This is a genomic window from Nitratireductor sp. WH36-1, from assembly GCF_058725515.1.
Genome location: NZ_CM178970.1, coordinates 2,014,158 through 2,031,400 on the forward strand (window position 1 = coordinate 2,014,158; position 17,243 = coordinate 2,031,400).

The window sequence follows — 17,243 nt, forward strand, 5'->3', positions numbered from 1 at the left end:
ACATGAACCTGGCAACCCGCATGCGCCTTGCCGCTGCCTCTGCAGCCGTGGCGATGACGTTCGCATTCGCTCCTGCCAACGCGCAGGACATTTCCGCTTCGCATCTTGCTGCGGCGCGTTCCGCAATCGATGCGATCCACGCGACCGACGATTTCGATGGCGTGCTGCCGCAGGCCGCCGCCGCGCTGAAGTCCGAGCTGATCCGCAAGAACCCGGATCTGGTGGCGCTCATCAACGCCACGGTGGACGAGAAAGCCATCGAGCTTGCAACCCGCCGTGTGGATCTCGAGCGTGAGGCCGCTCAGGCCTATGCCCGCGTGTTCACCGAGCAGGAGCTGACCGAGATCGCGAATTTCTACGATTCGCCCACCGGTCGTAAGCTGATCGAGGACGGCCCCATCGTGACACGCGAAGTGCTCAAGGCCGGCGAGATCTGGCGTCGCGGCATTGCCCGCGATCTGGCGCAGATGGTCGGCGAGCAGATCCAGGCCGCCGCCCAGGCGACCGGTGGCGGAGCTGCTGCCGGCGAGGGCGAAGCCGCCCCGGCCCAGTAAGCTTTCGATCACGAAACAGTTAGAGCCCGGTCGTCGCACCGGGCTTTTATTCTTGTGCGGCGGTTTCTACCTCTGGATCGCTGCGCGTCCATCCGGACGCACAACGGACGATCTGGACGATCGATGGGGCATCGGAACAACCCGAAAACCGGATGCCACTTTTCGGTCCGATGCTCTGGACCGCTGTAGGATTTTGGCGCCACGCGTTGGCGCCGCATGTTTGCGATAGGGGCGCAATTCGCTTTCGAGACGCGCTCCGCAAGGCCCTGGGGGGCGAGGATCAGAAGATGAGCGAATTCGATTACGATCTCTTTGTCATTGGTGGCGGATCGGGCGGCGTGCGTGCTGCGCGTCTGGCGGCGGGGCTTGGAAAGCGCGTCGCCGTGGCCGAGGAGTACCGTTTCGGCGGCACCTGCGTCATTCGTGGCTGCGTCCCGAAAAAGCTCTATGTCTATGCCTCGCAGTTTCCCGAGCATTTCGAGGATGCCGCCGGTTATGGCTGGACGGTGCCGGAAGCCACTTTCGACTGGAAGACGCTGGTCGCCAACAAGGAACGCGAAATCACGCGGCTTGAAGGGCTTTACCGCAAGGGGCTGGAAAATGCCGGGGCCGAGATCATCGAAGCCCGCGCCACGCTGGTTGATCGCCATACGCTCGACGTAGGGGGCAGGCGCGTGACGGCTGACAAGATCATCATCGCTGTCGGTGGTCGTCCCAACCCGCATCTGGCGCTTCCCGGCCACGAACATTGCATCTTCTCGAATGAAGCCTTCGATCTGGCAGAACTGCCCAGGGCCATCGTCATCGAGGGCGGCGGCTATATCGCCGTCGAGTTCGCCAACATCTTCCATGGCCTGGGCGTCGACACCACGCTCGTTTACCGGGGCAAGGAAATCCTGTCGCGTTTCGATCAGGATCTGCGCCGCGAGCTTCACGCCACGATGGAAGCGAAGGGCATCAAGATCCTGTGCCATGACGTGCTGACCGAGGTCGAAAAGCGCGGCGAGGGCGATCTTCTGGTGCATCTGAAATCGGGCAAGACAATCGAGGCAAGCCAGGTCATGCTGGCCATTGGCCGTCTGCCCAACACGGAAGGTCTCGGGCTTGAGGCTGCCGGCGTGGAGACGGGCAAGGGCGGCGAGATCCCGGTCGACAATTACTCGCGCACCAATGTCGACAACATCTGGGCGCTGGGCGACGTCACCAACCGCGTGCAGCTCACCCCGGTCGCGATCCACGAGGCCATGTGCTTCATCGAGACCGAGTACCGGAACAACCCGACCGAGGTCGATCATGACATGATCGCCACGGCCGTGTTCTCGCAGCCCGAGATCGGCACTGTGGGCCTCTCCGAAGATGAGGCCGCGAAGCGTTTCGACAGGCTCGAGATCTACCGCGCAAGCTTCCGCCCCATGCGTCACACCCTGTCTGGCCGTCAGGAAAAGATGCTCATGAAGCTCGTTGTCGATGGCGACAGCCGCCGCGTGATCGGCGCTCATGTGATGGGTCCGGATGCCGGCGAGATGGCGCAGCTTCTGGGCATCGCCTTGAAGGCGCGCCTGTCGAAGGACGATTTCGACCGCACCATGGCCGTGCATCCCTCCGCCGCCGAGGAGCTTGTGACCATGTACGCGCCGACCTATCGCGTCGAGAAGGGCGAGCGGGTCGGCTGACATGGACAGGCGTGCGGGTGCAGGCGCTCTGGTCGCCTATTTCGGTTATGGGTCGCTCGTCAATCGCGACACCCACCGCACCGAGATCGTCGACGCGCTGCCTGCGCGCCTGAAAGGCTGGCGACGCCACTGGGTGCGTCGTGACGAAGAAAGCAGCCGCGCGCTTCTGAGCGTGCGGCGCGATCCGGCATCCGTCATCGACGGGCTCCTGGTTATTGACCGGGCGGAAAACCTGCCGGCGGTCGATCTGCGCGAAGAGCGCTATCAGCGCGTATCGCTTGCGCCGTCAGATCTGGAGCTCTCGGCCGAATTGCCCGCCGATTGCCCGCTTCACGTCTATGAAGCGAACCTGGTTTATGCGCCCGTTCGGCTTGAAATCATCCAATCCTATCTCGACGCCGTGCTTCAGGGATTCCTGCGCGAATATGGCCGTTCCGGCGTCGAGCGCTTCGTCGCCGAAACCGAAGGGTTTGACGCGGAAATTCTTGCTGATCGCAAGACGCCAACCTACCCGCGCGCGGTGGCGCTCAGCGATGAAGAAAAGAACCTGTTCGATGCAATTTTGATGCTAAAAATTGAATGAAATGCAATTTTCGTGCGTCGGTGTTTCCTGTCCGCCACAATTGCGGGCTAGTATCGGGCGCATCCTTTGGTTAAGGAGATGGCCTTCCAGTATCCGTCTTGGAGTTTTGAGCGGATAGAGGGCATGATCCTATAGCAACTGTCGAGTAAGCAAGATGACGAAGTGGTCGCCGAATTCGTGGAGAAACAAGCCTATCCTGCAGGTTCCGGCTTATCCGGACGCCGCCGCCCTGGCCGAGGTCGAGGCGCGCATGGCCACGTATCCGCCGCTCGTTTTTGCAGGTGAGGCGCGCAAGCTCAAGAAACAGCTCGCTGCCGTGGCCGAGGGCAACGGTTTTCTGCTGCAGGGGGGCGATTGCGCCGAGAGCTTTGCTGAGCATGGCGCGGACAATATCCGCGACTTCTTCCGCGCATTCCTGCAGATGGCCGTCGTCTTAACCTATGCTGGCTCGCAGCCCGTGGTGAAGGTTGGCCGCATTGCCGGTCAGTTCGCCAAGCCGCGCTCCTCCGACAACGAGACCAAGGGTGATGTGGTTTTGCCGAGCTACCGCGGCGACATCATCAATGGCATTGAGTTCGAGGAGAGCTCGCGCATTCCTGATCCGGCGCGCCAGGAAATGGTCTATCGCCAGTCGGCAGCGACCCTGAATCTGCTGCGTGCTTTCGCGCAGGGCGGTTTCGCCAATCTGGACAACGTTCACAAGTGGATGCTGGGCTTCCTGTCCGACAGCCCGCAGGCTGAGCGTTATCAGGAACTGGCCAACCGCATTTCCGAGACGGTCGATTTCATGCGCGCCATCGGCATCACCGGTGAAAGCACGCATGCGCTGCGTGAGACGGATTTCTACACCAGCCATGAGGGCCTGCTTCTCGGTTACGAAGAGGCGCTCACGCGCGTCGATTCCACCTCCGGCGACTGGTACGCCACGTCCGGCCACATGATCTGGATCGGCGACCGCACCCGCCAGCCCGACCATGCGCATGTGGAATACTGCCGTGGCATCAAGAACCCGCTCGGCCTCAAATGCGGTCCTTCGCTTTCGCCGGACGGTCTGCTTGAACTGATCGACATTCTGAACCCGGAAAACGAGCCGGGCCGTCTCACCCTGATCGCCCGCTTTGGTGCGGACAAGGTGGGCGACTACCTGCCCAAGCTCATCCGCGCGGTGGAGAAGGAAGGGCGCAAGGTCGTCTGGTCCTGCGATCCGATGCACGGCAACACCGTCACTGCCGCTGGCTACAAGACGCGTCCCTTCGACCGCATTCTCAAGGAGGTTCAGACCTTCTTCGAGGTGCACCGCGCCGAAGGCTCGCATCCGGGCGGTCTGCATGTGGAGATGACCGGCAAGAACGTCACCGAGTGCACGGGCGGCGCGCGCGCCATCCGCGACGAGGAACTGCAGGATCGCTACCACACCCATTGCGACCCGCGTCTCAACGCCGATCAGGCGCTCGAACTGTCTTTCCTGGTGGCTGAACTCCTGAAAAAGGACCGTGAGGCTCTGCCGGCAGACAAGGTCGCCAACGCGTGAAGCTGGCCTGAACCCTGGGTTCAGGCTTTCGCGATGCCTGTTGCGGCGCGCGGCTGATATCATGGTTCCGAAACGGTTCGACTGGTTTCGGAGGGATACCATGACTGAACGACATGACGGATCGTGCCTTTGTGGCGCGGTCCGTTTTCACACTGAGGGCGCGCTGCGTGGCGTCGTCTATTGCCATTGTTCGCAGTGCCGCAAGCAGACCGGGCTCTATTACGCCGCCACCGATGTGGATGTCTGTAACCTTGTCATTGAGGGTGAAGACAGTCTCGCCTGGTATGCGGCATCCGGTTTTGCCAAGCGCGGTTTCTGCAAAACCTGCGGCTCTGCGCTTTTCTGGAAGCGGGACGGCGCAGACCGGGTTTCCATCCTTGCCGGCGCGTTCGATCTGCCATCCGGCCTTGCGGCGGAACGTCATATTTTCGTGGCCGGCAAAGGCGATTTCTATGCTATCGCCGACGGGTTGCCGCAGCATGCGCGCGGCAGTCCCGATATTATCGTTGCCGGGAGTGATACACAGGAATGACCGAATTGCCCGAAACGCTGAGGCTGGATACGCGCCCCGGTCTGCCTGCCGATCTGCGCTATCTCGTGGAAAAATACCCGCGCGAGGTCTGGCCCACCCATCCCAATCTCGGCGAGATGGCGCAGTTCTGGCTGCAACGGCACGACATGTTTCGCGAACTTGGCGGCATGTTGAAGACCAGCATGGGCGATTACAGGGAAGGGCGTCTCGCGCCGCGTGAGTTCGCCGGCTGGTTTGCGCCCCGCCTTCGCTTCTTCCTGCAGCAGCTCAATGGCCACCACCAGATCGAGGATATGCATTACTTTCCGGTCTTTGCCTCTGCGGAGGCGTGGATGAAGCACGGCTTCGATCTTCTGGACAGCGATCATCACGTCATCCATGACGCGCTGGAGCGCAATGCGCAGGCAGGAACCGCGTTCCTTCAGGCGCTTCAGGCCGATCAGGATCGCCAGCGATTTGCCGCCGACGCCTATGCGCGCGAGAACGAGGCGCTGCTTGCCATGCTTCTGCGGCATCTGGACGATGAAGAGGATCTGATCATCCCGCTCATTCTCGACCGCAGTGAGGAGGGGCTTGGCGTCAGCCTCTGATCCCCGGCAGCGTGTTGCAAGCAGGGGATGCAAAGGCTAAACGCTTTGAAGTCCAAGCAGTTCTCGCCCATTGAACAGGAACGTCATGGCCCCCAAACCTGCCTCTCCCGATATTCTGCGCATCGCCACCGCCCAGCTCAATCCGGTTGTGGGCGATGTGGCCGGCAATTTAGCAAAGGCGCGTGAAGCACGCGCGGATGCTGCCCGTCATGGCGCCGATCTGGTCCTGTTCACCGAACTGTTCATCGCCGGCTACCCGCCGGAAGATCTGGTTTTGAAGCCTGCCTTCGTTGAAGCGTGCGAGCGCGCCGTGCGGGAACTCGCCGAAGAGACGAAGGACGGCGGCCCCGGTGTCATCATCGGCGTTCCGTTGAAGCGCAAGAGCGGTCTGCACAATGCGGTCATGGTGCTGGATGGTGGTGAGGTGATCGCCGAGCGTTACAAGCTGGACCTGCCCAATTACGGCGAATTTGACGAAAAGCGCGTCTTCCAGCCGGGGCCGGACATGCCGGGACCGGTCAATTTCCGCGGCATTCGCATAGGCATTCCTGTCTGCGAGGACATCTGGGGCGATCTCGATGTGTGCGAAACGCTGGCCGAATCCGGCGCGGAGATGCTTCTGGTGCCCAACGGCTCGCCCTATTATCGGGGTAAAGTCGAGGTGCGCCACCAGGTGGTCATCCGTCAGGTGATCGAGAGCGGCCTGCCGATCCTCTACGCCAACCAGCTTGGCGGTCAGGACGAGCTTGTCTTTGACGGCGCGTCCTTCGCCATTCAGGCCGACAAGTCGCTGGCCTTCCAGATGAGCGAATTCGAGGAAGCCGTTTCCATCTCCACATGGAAGCGGGATGGCGAGGGGTGGCGCTGCGACGACGGCCCGCTTTCGAAGATCCCGGAGGCCGAAGAGGCCGATTATCGCGCCTGCATGCTGGGCCTGCGCGATTATGTGAATAAGAACGGCTTCAAGAATGTGGTGCTGGGCCTTTCCGGCGGCATCGATTCCGCGATCTGCGCGGCGCTTGCCGTTGATGCGCTGGGGGAGGAACGGGTGCGCTGCATCATGCTGCCCTACCGCTACACGTCCGAGGAATCGCTCAAGGATGCGCAGGATTGCGCCCGCGCGCTCGGCTGCCGTTATGACATCGTGCCGATCTCCGAGCCGGTCGAGGGCTTTTCGAGTGCGCTCGCCGCGCTCTTCGAGGGCACGAATGAAGGGGTGACGGAGGAGAACCTTCAGAGCCGTACCCGTGGCACCATCCTCATGGCCGTCTCCAACAAGTTCGGCTCCATGGTCGTCACCACCGGCAACAAGTCGGAAATGTCGGTCGGCTACGCGACGCTCTATGGCGACATGAATGGCGGGTTCAATCCCATCAAGGATGTCTACAAGATGCAGGTCTACGCCCTGTCGGCGTGGCGCAACACGACTGTGCCGCCCGGCGCGCTCGGTCCATCCGGTGAGGTCATCCCGCAGAACATCATCGACAAGGCGCCCTCGGCAGAGCTGCGCCCCGACCAGACGGATCAGGATTCCCTGCCGCCCTATCCGGTGCTCGACGATATTCTGGAATGTCTGGTGGAAGGCGAGATGAGCGTCGACGCCATCGTCGCGCGCGGCCATGACCGCGACACGGTGCATCGCATCGAGCATCTTCTCTACATCGCCGAATACAAGCGCCGGCAGGCAGCGCCCGGCGTCAAAATCACGAAGAAGAATTTCGGGCGCGACCGCCGCTATCCGATCACGAACAGATTCAGGGATCGTTCGTAAGGCTCTGTTTCGAAATTGCTTTCTGAATTTTCATGCGGCTCGCGCCAATGCGGTGCGGGCCGCGTTTCTATTCGCAGATTGAGTCCGGGATGAAGTGCAGAGTGCTGTTTCTTCTGTCTTTTCCCGTTTCTATCGCTCTCTCTCGTTTTCCAGTTCCGCCCGCGTTGAGTAGACCCGGTCCACCAGCCCCCAGTCGCAGGCTTCCTGCGCGGTCATGAAGAAATCGCGGTCGAGCGTGCGCTCCACCTCGTCTTCCGTGCGCCCGCAATGATGCGCATAAAGCCCGATCAGCCGCCGCTTCAGTTTGAGGATATCCTCGGCATGGCGCTGCACATCGGATGCCTGGCCGCGAAAGCCGCCGGAGGGCTGATGCAGAACGATGCTCGCATTGGCGAGTGCGGCGCGCCGGCCGGCTTCCCCGCCCATCAGGAGGAATGATCCCATGGAGCCGGCAGTGCCCATGCACACGGTCGCCACCGGGCTCTTGATGAAGCGCATCGTGTCGTAGATCGCAAAGCCGCTCGACACAACGCCGCCCGGCGAGTTGATGTAGAACGAGATTTCCCGCTCCGGGTTCTCCGATTCCAGAAACAGAAGCTGCGCGCAGATCAGTGCAGCCGAGTCGTCGTTCACCTCGCCATTCAGAAAGATGATCCGCTCCCGCAGGAGCCTTGAAAAGATGTCGAAGGAGCGTTCGCCTTTCGGCGATTGCTCCACCACCATGGGGACGAGCGCCATCGTTTCGCGCATGCGCGATCTCCTTTGTTGTCGATGTCGGTTTGCGTGAGCGTCAGGCGGCGCGCGCCATCGGCACTCCATTGGCATTGGCGGCCATGCGCGGCAACGTGCTGGCGCTGTGCGTCAGACGAAAATGCGTGTGCCCGCCGGGGGCGGGGCTGATCTCGAAGGTGACCAGCGTATCCGGCGCGTCGGTGTTCCGGTCGCGCCAGGCATAGCGAACGCGCGAGCAGGGCTCTTCGTCCACCATCTCATAGGCGGGCGATGTCTCGCCGTCGCCGGGTTCGCCGAGCCAGCTTGCCGCCAGTTCGGGAATGGTGAGGGCACGCCAGACCTTCTCCGGCGATGATTCCAGAACATACTCCAGAACGATGTTTTCGTTCGTCTTTTCGTCGTTCGCGTCGCTCACTGGTCCATCTCCCTGAGCAGCGTTTTGAGCCTGTCGACCCGTTCGGGCCAGAAGGCGCGATAGCGAGCGAGCCAGTCGATCACCGGGGCGAGCCCGTCGGGCCGAATGCGGTAGCGCATCTGCCGGCCACTCTTTTCCTCTTCGATCAGGCCCGCGCTGCGCAGTACGGCCAGATGCTGCGAGATCGCCGGCTGTGACATGGCGAGCCCTTCGCGCAGCTCTGTCGCGTTGCGTTCGCCAGCACTCAGCCGTTCCAGCATGTGCCGGCGGGTCGGGTCGGCCAGCGCCTTGAAGATATCCGTTTCTGTCATGTGCAATAGATAAGTCGATTCTTATGTATTGCGCAAGGGGGCTTCTGGCGCATTTCATGGAGCCATCGCGGCCATTGCGATATTTGTGCCTGCGTCTACGATGCAACCAACCCGCTTTCGCGGTCTTCCTACGGCGCGCGCCGCCAAGCTCCAGAGTTCGTCGATGTCCTATCTCGTCTTTCTTCGCGAAAATGCGCGCTGGCTTGCGGGCGGCTTCCTGCTCACGCTGTTTTCTTCTTTCGGGCAGACCTTCTTCATCTCACTCTCGGCAGGCGATATCCGCGCCGAATATGATCTGTCCCACGGGGCGTTCGGCACGCTCTACATGCTGGCGACGCTCGCCAGCGCCTTCACCCTGCCAAAGCTTGGCCAGATCGTTGACCGCCATTCGGCGCGAACGGTCACCTTCATCATCATCCCGCTTCTGGCGCTCGCCTGTGTGTCGATGGCGCTGTCGCATTCCATCATCGTCCTGGTGGTCACCATCTACATGCTGCGCCTGTTCGGGCAGGGGATGATGACCCACAATTCGCTGACCGCCATGGGGCGCTGGTTTTCTGCCCAGCGCGGCCGTGCGGTCTCCGTCGCCACGCTCGGGCACAATGTGGGTGAGGCGATCCTGCCGCTCGCTTTCGTTGCTGTTGCAGCGGTCGTCGGCTGGCGCAACAGCTGGTTCATCGCCGCTGGCCTGCTGCTCGTTTTCGCACTACCGGTCATCACCGGCCTGATCGCTGTTGAGCGCGCCCCGCGCGACAGCGATCCGGTGTCCCGCCGCAGCACCGTGCGTGACTGGACGCGCGGCGAGGTGGTGCGCGATCCGGTTTTCTATCTTCTGCTGCTCGGCGTCATGGCGCCGGGCTTCATCGGCACCACCATCTTCTTCCATCAGATCTATCTGGTGGATCTACGTGGCTGGTCGCTGGAGGTGTTTGCCTCCTCCTTCACCTTCATGGCGTCCATGACGGTCATTTTTGCGCTGATCTCGGGCCAGTTGATTGACCGTTTCTCCGCTGTCGCGCTTCTGCCCGGCTTCTTGATCCCGCTGGGGGCTGCCTGTCTCATTCTGGCAGGCAGTGAGGCCCAGTGGAGCGCCTTCGCCTTCATGGGGCTGATGGGTGTGTCCTACGGCTTCTCGTCCACCCTGTTCGGCGCGCTGTGGCCAGAAGTCTATGGCATCCGGCATCTGGGCTCCATTCGCGCGCTCACGGTCGCGATCATGGTCTTCGCCACGGCGATGGGGCCGGGCATTACCGGCTTCCTGATCGACCGTGGCGTGAGCTACCCGCTGCAGATCAGCGTGATGGGCGTCTATTGCCTTGCGGCATGCGTGGTTCTTTTCTTCGTCTCGCGCTCTCTGAGCACGCGCCTGAAAGGGGCCTGAGGCCACGTTCTTCTTGCCAGCTGCGGCACTTTTGGCTACGCCCGCAGGCATGACAGTCACCGTTCGTTTCGCGCCGTCTCCGACCGGCCACATCCATATCGGCAACACCCGCACCGCGCTTTTCAACTGGCTCTATGCGAAGAAGCATGGCGGCCGTTTCATCCTGCGTTTCGACGACACGGATGTGGAGCGCTCGCGACAGGAATATGTCGAAGGCATCGCCCGCGATCTCACCTGGCTTGGCATCGAGCCGGATCAGACGGTCGCCCAGTCGGCGCGCTTTGATCGCTATGACGCCGCCGCTGAAAAGCTGAAGGCCGCAGGCCTTCTCTACCCCTGCTACGAGACACCCGAAGAGCTGGAGCGCCGGCGCAAGATCCGCCTGTCGCGCCGTCTGCCGCCCGTCTATGGCCGCGAGGCGCTGAAACTCACCGAAGAGGAGAAGGCCGCACTTGAAGCCGAGGGCCGCAAGCCGCACTGGCGCTTCCTCCTGCCCAATTTCGCAGACAATCCCTTCGTGACCAGCCGCACCGAGGTTCATTGGGACGATGTGGTGCGCGGGCCGCAGACGGTCGATCTGGCTTCCATGTCCGATCCCGTCCTCATTCGCGGCGACGGCACTTATCTCTACACGCTTCCTTCCGTGGTCGATGACATTGATCTCGGCGTCACGCACATCATCCGTGGCGACGATCACGTCACCAACACTGGCGCGCAGATTGCGCTGTTCCGGGCGCTGCGCGCTGAGCCGCCGGCCTTCGGCCACCACAATCTTCTGACCACGGTTTCTGGCGAAGGGCTTTCCAAGCGCACAGGCGCACTTTCCGTGGCGAGCCTTCGTGAAAGCGGCATCGAACCCATGGCGGTGGCGTCGCTGGCCGTCCTGATCGGCACGTCGGAAAACGTAACGGCTGCCGCATCCATGGATGAACTGGCGGCGCTGTTTGACCCCACTTCCACATCGAAATCGGCTGCCAGGTTCGACCCGGCAGAGCTTTCAGGTCTCAGCCGGCATCTCATTCAGGCCATGACGTTTGGCGATGTGAAAGAGCGGCTGGCGGGTCTTGGTATTGCCGGAGACGATGCAGAAGCCTTCTGGCTTGCCGTGCGCGGCAATGTGGAGACGGTCGCCGAGGCGGCTGACTGGTGGAGCATCCTTCGCGGGAAACCTGCTCAGGATGCCGTTCTTTTGGACGAGGATCGTGACTTTGTTCGCGAGGCGGGGAAGCATCTCCCGCAGGAGCCATGGGACGTCGAGACCTGGCGCGCATGGACGGGCGCCGTGAAGGCGGAGACGGGCCGCAAGGGCCGGGGCCTCTTCATGCCGCTGCGGATTGCCCTTACGGGGCGGGAGCAGGGGCCGGAGCTCGCAGGTCTATTGCCCCTTTTGGGTCGGGAAGAAACGCTGGCCCGACTATCCTGACACGGCGCTGCTCGGCCTCGTCGTCGAGCGACCGTGCCGGGTTAGGACCCTGCTGAAGCGCTGATGCATCGCCAGCGCTGTCTACCGGTTTTGGTTCTGGCGCCTTTGCAATGTAGAAGCTCGTCTCCTTTGCGCTGGAAGCTTCACTGGCCGGAAATTCCTCTTTCATTTCCGGTTCCTGCCACGGTTCACCGCGGGCGAAGCCTTGCAATTCGACCGCCTTCTGGCCGGCAACAATCGTGAAATTCCTGTCCTTGCGACAGCCGCACGCGGCTTTCGAGACCCCGTTTTCACGGTAGCTGAAAGCCTTGGGCAACTCCCGATACGGCGTGCCGTCCGCGACCGAGATCATGTTTTCGGCTTCTTCGTTCAGCACGTCATGCGCGTAAAGCGCCACTTCTGCGCCCGGGCACCGGGCCGTGCATGTCTCGGCATCTCGTGAGAACTTGTCTTTCGAGACTGAAAACGAGATCGGGAAATAGTAGCCGTCACACGTGCGTACGCACATGGTCTGGAAGACCGTGCCGGGGCGGCGCAGATTCCGGGAGCTCGTGGTGCCCGATTTTGCCGCCTTCTTGACCTCGCGAGGCCGGGATGCCGTTTTTGCATTGCAATTGTTTGCCTTGAGCGCGGCGCGGATTCGAGAGCGCTGGCCAGGAGAACCACCACCCTTCCAGCCCCGCTGACGCCGCAATTCGGCAATGTTCTGCGTCATACGGGCGGCAGATCTGTTGAGTTGCGCGCATTGCCGGGCATTATCCCCGAAAATGGCGAACCCGCATCGCATCTTACTGAGCCGGGCGCGAACGACGCCGAGTTCTTTCTTTTGTTTGGCAATTGCCCGATCGTAGCGTTTGGCTTTGCTGGACGATCCGCCAGAGGCTGCGGCGAGCTGTGTTTCAAGCTTCCTGCATGTGCGCGACTTCGCCTCGGCGTCTGCAATGGTTGCAGCCATGCCGACCATGCTCATGACAGCCACAAGCATCAAACAGAACAGGTTTTTGCCGCGCAGATACATCACTCGTACCGTTCAAACAGCGCCGGTCAGAGTGGGGATACTTATTCCACGCTCACAGGCCTCCAAAACCGCACTGGTTTCCGAGGCACCACCGGCTGATTGGCGCGAAGATGCGCCAATCAAGTTAAGTTACGGTTAGAAATGCAACTCTATCGCGAAATTTTGATCTGTGACAACTAAAATTGCGACTTTTCCGCAATCAGCTTGTCATGATGGCCTTGCTCTTCTGCAGCGCCTCGACGGCGGCCAGCGCGGTCATGTTCACAACACCGCGCGACGTGACCGACGGCGTGAGAATATGCGCCGGCATGGCGGTGCCGAGAAGGATCGGGCCGACATGCAGCGCGTCGGTCATCACCTTGAGCGTGGTCAGGGTGATGTTGGCTGCATCGAGGCTCGGGAAGACCAGAAGATTGGCCTCACCGGAAAGAGCGGCCTGCGGATAGACACGCTGGCGCAGCACTTCCGAGAGCGCGGAATCGCCATGCATCTCGCCTTCGGACACCAGGTCCGGCGCGACGCGCTTCAGCGTCAGCGCCGCTTCGCGCATCTTGATGGCGCTTTCGGAATCGCGTGACCCGAAGTTCGAATGCGATAGCAGCGCCGCCTTCGGTTCGATGCCGAAGCGGCGGATTTCCTCCGCAGCCAGGATCGTCGTTTCCACGATTTCGGAAGCCGACGGGCAGAGCGTGACATAAGTGTCGGTGAAGAAGGTCACGCCGAACTGCGAGATCAGCATGGAGAGGGTGGAGAGATCGCGCACGCCCTCGCGCCTGCCGATGATCATGTCGACATAGCGCAGGTGTTTTTCGAAACGCCCTTCCAGACCGCAGATCATGGCGTCGGCTTCGTCACGCATCATGGCGATGGCGGCGATCACCGTGGTGTTGGTGCGCACCAGGGTGCGTGCGGCCTCCGGCGTCACGCCACGACGGCCGGCAAGCTGCACCAGCATATCGACATAGTCGCGATAGCGCGGATCGTCTTCCGGGTTGATGATGGAGAAGTCTTCGCCCGGACGAATGCGCAGGCCATAGCGCTTGAGGCGCGTTTCCACCACGTGCGGGCGGCCGATGATGATGGGCTCGGCAATGCCTTCCTCGATCACCACCTGGGCTGCGCGCAGCACGCGCTCATCTTCGCCATCCGCATAGATGACGCGCTTGGTGCCCGCACCCTTGGCGGCCGAGAAGACAGGCTTCATCACCAGGCCGGAGCGGAACACGAAGCGGTTCAGCCGGTCCAGATACTGGTCCATGTCCTCGATGGGCCGCGCCGCGACGCCACTCTTCATCGCCGCTTCGGCAACCGCCGGCGCAATGCGCAGGATAAGCCGCGGGTCGAAAGGCGAGGGGATCAGGAAGTCGGGTCCGAAGATCGGCGTCTCGCCCGAATAGGCGCGCGCTGCGACATCGGAAGGTTCTTCGCGTGCAAGGCCCGCAATCGCCTTCACGGCGGCGCGCTTCATTTCCTCGTTGATCGCGGTTGCGCCCACATCGAGCGCCCCACGGAAGATGTAGGGGAAGCACAGGACGTTGTTCACCTGGTTCGGGAAGTCCGAACGCCCGGTGCAGATCATGGCGTCAGGCCGCGCTTCGCGCGCCACGTCCGGCATGATCTCGGGAACGGGGTTGGCAAGCGCCAGGATCAGTGGCTTTTCAGCCATGTCAGCCAGCATTTCCGGCTTCAGGACACCGGCCGCCGAGAGGCCCAGGAACACATCCGCTCCGCCGATCACTTCGGCAAGCTTGCGGGCGTCCGTATCCTTCACATAGGGCGCTTTCCAGCGGTCCATCTCTTCCTTCCGGCCCTCATAGACGACGCCGTGGCGGTCGGTGAGCCAGATATTCTCGGTCTTCGCACCCAGCGAGACCAGCAGATTGAGACAGGCAAGCGCGGCAGCGCCTGCACCGGAGGAAACGATCTTCGCCTTGGCAATGTCCTTGCCGGCCAGCTCCAGCCCGTTCATGACGGCCGCGGCAACAATGATCGCGGTTCCGTGCTGGTCGTCATGGAACACCGGAATGCCCATGCGCGCCTTGAGCTGTTCCTCGACCTCAAAACACTCCGGAGCCTTGATGTCCTCAAGGTTGATGCCACCGAAGGTCGGCTCGAGTGCTGCGACGGTTTCCACCATCCGGTCGATTTCCGGCGCATCGATTTCGATGTCGAAAACATCGATGCCGGCAAACTTCTTGAAGAGGACCGCCTTGCCCTCCATCACGGGTTTGGAGGCAAGCGGGCCGATATTGCCGAGGCCAAGCACCGCCGAACCGTTGGAAACCACGGCCACGAGATTGGCGCGGGCGGTGTAGTCCGCCGCCGTGCTCGGATCGTCATGGATGGCCATGCAGGGAGCGGCAACGCCCGGAGAATAGGCAAGCGCCAGATCGCGCTGGTTGCCGAGCGGCTTGGTCGCCTGGATCTCCAGCTTCCCCGGCATGGGATGGCTGTGGAAGAAGAGCGCGGCTTCGTCGAATTCGGATCGTTGCGGTTTCTTGGTATTGGAAGACATCCAGCGGCTCCACATCATGGCTCTGTCGGTGGGGCCGTTTGGCTCGCGGCCCGGCGTTCGCGCGCCTTTCCGTTCCCGCAGGGAACAAGGCACTCAAACGATTTGAATCATCACTTGTGCTTAGGCGCTCATAACTGCTTTTTCCAGCGTTGAATGCCGAGAAGCAGTTTCATCCGCCAGAATTGCTGCTTTCGGGCTGTTCTGACGCAGGATGGGGCCGGGTTTGCAGTAACGCTACGGAATCCGTCATATGCCTGTGACATGAATCTGGCCATAGAATGCGCGACTTAACAGGGCTCAGGCGGGACAATGACCGGCGCTGAACATCGAAAATTTCGCGCACTCTTCATCTCCGATATTCACCTCGGTTCGAAACCGGCCAAGGCCGAGTTTCTGATCGATTTTCTGCGTTATCACGATGCGGAGCAGATCTATCTGGTTGGCGACATCGTCGATGGCTGGCGTCTGAAGCGCTCCTGGCACTGGCCGGCTGCCCATAATGACGTGGTGCAGAAGCTCCTGCGCAAGGCGCGCAAGGGCACCGGGATCACCTATATCGCCGGCAATCACGACGAGTTCCTGCGCTCGTTTCAGGGCGTGCATTTCGGCGGCATCGTCGTTGCCGACCGGGTGATCCATGAAGCAGCAGACGGACGCAAATTCCTCGTCATCCATGGCGACCAGTTCGATCAGGTGGTGCACAATGTGCGCTGGCTCGCCTATCTGGGCGACAAGGCCTACGATCTCGCCATCGTCGTGAACCGGGTCATCGCCCGGGTGCGCCGCATTCTGGGGCGGCCTTACTGGTCCTTCTCTTCCTGGGCGAAGATCAAGGTCAAGAAGGCGATCAAGTTCATCAGCTCGTTTCAGGATGTTCTCGCCCAGGAGGCGCAGCGTTCGGAAGTCGATGGCGTCATCTGCGGCCACATCCACCACGCCGCGATGGAAGACATTCGCGGGGTCACCTACATGAACACGGGCGACTGGGTGGAAAGCTGCACGGCGCTGGCCGAGAATTTCGACGGGAGTTTCGAAATTATCACTTGGGCGCAGATCCTTGAGACAGCGCCTGTCCCGGCCACCCGGGAAATCGAGAAACGCGGCGTTGTGACCGCGTTCCGAAAGGATGGGGTCAAGGCCGCCTGAGCGGCCCCGACCCTGTGCGTCAGCCCCAGAGCTGTGGCGAAGGCGGCGAAACGAGCGAGCCCGAATAGCTGAGCCCGTGCGCGCGGTCCTTTGCCAGAAGCAGCGGGCCGTCGAGATCCACGTAATCTGCGCCCTGCGCAAGAAGCACGGCCGGCGCCATGGCGAGCGACGTGCCCACCATGCAGCCGACCATCACGCCAAAACCCATTTCGCGGGCGCGGTCGCGCAGCTCCATCGCGGCGGTCAGGCCGCCGGTCTTGTCCAGCTTGATGTTCACGAAATCATAGAGCCCGGCGAGTTCGGGAAGGCTCTGCGCCGTGTGCACGCTTTCATCTGCGCAGATCGGAACCGGATGCGGGATTTCGCGCAGGATTTCATCCTTGCCGGCCGGCAGGGGCTGCTCGATCAGCGCCACGTGAAATTCGGCCGCTGCAAGCATGTTTTCGCGGATGTTCTCTTCGGTCCAGCCTTCATTGGCGTCAACGATGAGGCGGCTGTCGGGTGCTGCGCCCGCCACGGCGTGAATGCGCGCGGCATCGTTTTTGCCACCCAGCTTCACTTTCAGGAGAGGGCGGGTCGCATGGGCGCGGGCCTGTGCGGCCATCTCTTCGGGTTCCGCCAGCGAGATCGTATAGGCGGTCTGGAGCGGACGTGGCGGGATCGGGCAGGCCGCAGTCGATGCGCGCTTGCCTGAAAGCTTCGCTTCCAGATCCCAAAGCGCGCAGTCAACGGCGTTGCGCGCCGCACCTGCCGGCATGGCGGCGATCAGATCGGCGCGGCTGATGCCGTTGGCGATCTCCTGCCGCGCGGCCTCGATCTGGCCGACCACACTGTCCTCGGATTCGCCATAGCGCGGATAGGGTACGCATTCGCCGTGACCGCTGACGCCGTTTTCACTCACCGTGCATCTGACGACTCGCGCCTCGGTGCGTGAGCCTCGGGAGATTGTGAAGACGCCGGCTATCGGAAAACCTTCGATGTCTGTGGCCAGTTCGCGTGTCATTTCCGCCCTTCTTCTCGCAAAAAATCACAATTATCAGAGGAACAAGCCATATATGCCCGCTCCGG

The 17,243-nt window shown here is 61.8% G+C and carries 16 protein-coding genes; 10 read left to right on the forward strand and 6 right to left on the reverse strand.

All coding sequences use genetic code 11. The features are described 5' to 3' along the window. Nucleotides 1-2 precede the first annotated feature (2 nt). From AC4PTT_RS09410 to AC4PTT_RS09440, 7 genes are all read left to right on the forward strand, one after another. The gene (locus AC4PTT_RS09410) at nucleotides 3-554 is read left to right on the forward strand and encodes a DUF2059 domain-containing protein (protein WP_206546307.1); all 552 of its coding nucleotides are present in this window, start codon (nucleotides 3-5) and stop codon (nucleotides 552-554) included. A gap of 287 nt (nucleotides 555-841) precedes the next feature. Next, entirely contained in the window at nucleotides 842-2,227 is a 1,386-nt protein-coding gene (gor, locus tag AC4PTT_RS09415) for a glutathione-disulfide reductase (RefSeq protein ID WP_113155388.1), read from the forward strand. A gap of 1 nt (nucleotide 2,228) precedes the next feature. After that, entirely contained in the window at nucleotides 2,229-2,810 is a 582-nt protein-coding gene (locus AC4PTT_RS09420; RefSeq protein WP_492161024.1) for a gamma-glutamylcyclotransferase family protein, read from the forward strand. Between the two features lie 154 nt (nucleotides 2,811-2,964). After that, the gene (locus AC4PTT_RS09425) at nucleotides 2,965-4,341 is read left to right on the forward strand and encodes a class II 3-deoxy-7-phosphoheptulonate synthase (protein WP_206546304.1); all 1,377 of its coding nucleotides are present in this window, start codon (nucleotides 2,965-2,967) and stop codon (nucleotides 4,339-4,341) included. Nucleotides 4,342-4,441: 100 nt separating this feature from the next. Next, nucleotides 4,442-4,873: a GFA family protein gene (locus AC4PTT_RS09430; protein ID WP_492161025.1), complete on the forward strand. Its 432-nt coding sequence runs from the start codon at nucleotides 4,442-4,444 to the stop codon at nucleotides 4,871-4,873. After that, nucleotides 4,870-5,463: a hemerythrin domain-containing protein gene (locus AC4PTT_RS09435; RefSeq protein ID WP_492161026.1), complete on the forward strand. Its 594-nt coding sequence runs from the start codon at nucleotides 4,870-4,872 to the stop codon at nucleotides 5,461-5,463. Before AC4PTT_RS09430 ends, AC4PTT_RS09435 begins: the two co-directional genes overlap by 4 nt. Before the next feature lie 85 nt (nucleotides 5,464-5,548). Next, the gene (locus AC4PTT_RS09440; protein WP_283800793.1) at nucleotides 5,549-7,234 is read left to right on the forward strand and encodes an NAD+ synthase; all 1,686 of its coding nucleotides are present in this window, start codon (nucleotides 5,549-5,551) and stop codon (nucleotides 7,232-7,234) included. 129 nt (nucleotides 7,235-7,363) lie between these two features. Here AC4PTT_RS09440 and AC4PTT_RS09445 read toward each other — a convergent pair whose 3' ends face one another. The 3 genes from AC4PTT_RS09445 to AC4PTT_RS09455 are packed head-to-tail and all read right to left on the reverse strand — an operon-like array spanning nucleotide 7,364 to nucleotide 8,692. Continuing rightward, nucleotides 7,364-7,984, reverse strand: a complete 621-nt coding sequence (locus tag AC4PTT_RS09445) for an ATP-dependent Clp protease proteolytic subunit (protein WP_206546300.1) — start codon at nucleotides 7,982-7,984, stop codon at nucleotides 7,364-7,366. A gap of 40 nt (nucleotides 7,985-8,024) precedes the next feature. Continuing rightward, nucleotides 8,025-8,381: an SRPBCC family protein gene (locus tag AC4PTT_RS09450; RefSeq protein ID WP_113155381.1), complete on the reverse strand. Its 357-nt coding sequence runs from the start codon at nucleotides 8,379-8,381 to the stop codon at nucleotides 8,025-8,027. Continuing rightward, nucleotides 8,378-8,692: an ArsR/SmtB family transcription factor gene (locus AC4PTT_RS09455; protein ID WP_492161027.1), complete on the reverse strand. Its 315-nt coding sequence runs from the start codon at nucleotides 8,690-8,692 to the stop codon at nucleotides 8,378-8,380. The genes AC4PTT_RS09450 and AC4PTT_RS09455 overlap by 4 nt, the downstream gene beginning before the upstream one ends. Nucleotides 8,693-8,855: 163 nt before the next feature. Here AC4PTT_RS09455 and AC4PTT_RS09460 point away from each other — a divergent pair, with 163 nt between their 5' ends. Both AC4PTT_RS09460 and gltX read left to right on the forward strand, forming a co-directional pair. Then, nucleotides 8,856-10,073 carry an MFS transporter gene (locus AC4PTT_RS09460; RefSeq protein WP_492161028.1) on the forward strand — a complete coding sequence of 406 codons (1,218 nt, stop codon included), beginning with the start codon at nucleotides 8,856-8,858 and terminating at the stop codon, nucleotides 10,071-10,073. Nucleotides 10,074-10,122: 49 nt separating this feature from the next. Next, nucleotides 10,123-11,496 (forward strand): glutamate--tRNA ligase, encoded by a 1,374-nt coding sequence (gene gltX, locus AC4PTT_RS09465; RefSeq protein WP_492161029.1) that lies wholly within the window; start codon nucleotides 10,123-10,125, stop codon nucleotides 11,494-11,496. Here the strand turns inward: gltX and AC4PTT_RS09470 are convergent. Both AC4PTT_RS09470 and AC4PTT_RS09475 read right to left on the reverse strand, forming a co-directional pair. Next, on the reverse strand, nucleotides 11,414-12,514 hold the full coding sequence (locus AC4PTT_RS09470; protein WP_492161030.1) for a DUF2865 domain-containing protein: 1,101 nt from the start codon (nucleotides 12,512-12,514) through the stop codon (nucleotides 11,414-11,416). The two genes, gltX and AC4PTT_RS09470, sit on opposite strands and share 83 nt — an antisense overlap. 199 nt (nucleotides 12,515-12,713) lie before the next feature. Next, nucleotides 12,714-15,029 (reverse strand): NADP-dependent malic enzyme, encoded by a 2,316-nt coding sequence (locus AC4PTT_RS09475; protein ID WP_206546296.1) that lies wholly within the window; start codon nucleotides 15,027-15,029, stop codon nucleotides 12,714-12,716. A 309-nt stretch (nucleotides 15,030-15,338) separates the two neighbouring features. Between AC4PTT_RS09475 and AC4PTT_RS09480 the strand changes: the two genes are divergently transcribed. Further along, nucleotides 15,339-16,175 (forward strand): UDP-2,3-diacylglucosamine diphosphatase, encoded by an 837-nt coding sequence (locus AC4PTT_RS09480; protein WP_113155375.1) that lies wholly within the window; start codon nucleotides 15,339-15,341, stop codon nucleotides 16,173-16,175. Between the two features lie 19 nt (nucleotides 16,176-16,194). Here the strand turns inward: AC4PTT_RS09480 and dgcA are convergent, their stop codons facing one another. Beyond that, nucleotides 16,195-17,178: an N-acetyl-D-Glu racemase DgcA gene (gene dgcA / locus AC4PTT_RS09485; RefSeq protein WP_113155374.1), complete on the reverse strand. Its 984-nt coding sequence runs from the start codon at nucleotides 17,176-17,178 to the stop codon at nucleotides 16,195-16,197. Between the last annotated feature and the right edge of the window lie 65 nt (nucleotides 17,179-17,243).

Coding starts and splice junctions, on each gene's coding strand:
- AC4PTT_RS09410 (WP_206546307.1), top strand. CDS start 3: ATGAACCTGGCAACCCGCATGCGCCTTGCCGCTGCCTCTGCAGCCGTG.
- gor (WP_113155388.1), top strand. CDS start 842: ATGAGCGAATTCGATTACGATCTCTTTGTCATTGGTGGCGGATCGGGC.
- AC4PTT_RS09420 (WP_492161024.1), top strand. CDS start 2,229: ATGGACAGGCGTGCGGGTGCAGGCGCTCTGGTCGCCTATTTCGGTTAT.
- AC4PTT_RS09425 (WP_206546304.1), top strand. CDS start 2,965: ATGACGAAGTGGTCGCCGAATTCGTGGAGAAACAAGCCTATCCTGCAG.
- AC4PTT_RS09430 (WP_492161025.1), top strand. CDS start 4,442: ATGACTGAACGACATGACGGATCGTGCCTTTGTGGCGCGGTCCGTTTT.
- AC4PTT_RS09435 (WP_492161026.1), top strand. CDS start 4,870: ATGACCGAATTGCCCGAAACGCTGAGGCTGGATACGCGCCCCGGTCTG.
- AC4PTT_RS09440 (WP_283800793.1), top strand. CDS start 5,549: ATGGCCCCCAAACCTGCCTCTCCCGATATTCTGCGCATCGCCACCGCC.
- AC4PTT_RS09445 (WP_206546300.1), bottom strand. CDS start 7,984: ATGCGCGAAACGATGGCGCTCGTCCCCATGGTGGTGGAGCAATCGCCG.
- AC4PTT_RS09455 (WP_492161027.1), bottom strand. CDS start 8,692: ATGACAGAAACGGATATCTTCAAGGCGCTGGCCGACCCGACCCGCCGG.
- AC4PTT_RS09460 (WP_492161028.1), top strand. CDS start 8,856: ATGTCCTATCTCGTCTTTCTTCGCGAAAATGCGCGCTGGCTTGCGGGC.
- gltX (WP_492161029.1), top strand. CDS start 10,123: ATGACAGTCACCGTTCGTTTCGCGCCGTCTCCGACCGGCCACATCCAT.
- AC4PTT_RS09470 (WP_492161030.1), bottom strand. CDS start 12,514: ATGTATCTGCGCGGCAAAAACCTGTTCTGTTTGATGCTTGTGGCTGTC.
- AC4PTT_RS09475 (WP_206546296.1), bottom strand. CDS start 15,029: ATGTCTTCCAATACCAAGAAACCGCAACGATCCGAATTCGACGAAGCC.
- AC4PTT_RS09480 (WP_113155375.1), top strand. CDS start 15,339: ATGACCGGCGCTGAACATCGAAAATTTCGCGCACTCTTCATCTCCGAT.
- dgcA (WP_113155374.1), bottom strand. CDS start 17,178: ATGACACGCGAACTGGCCACAGACATCGAAGGTTTTCCGATAGCCGGC.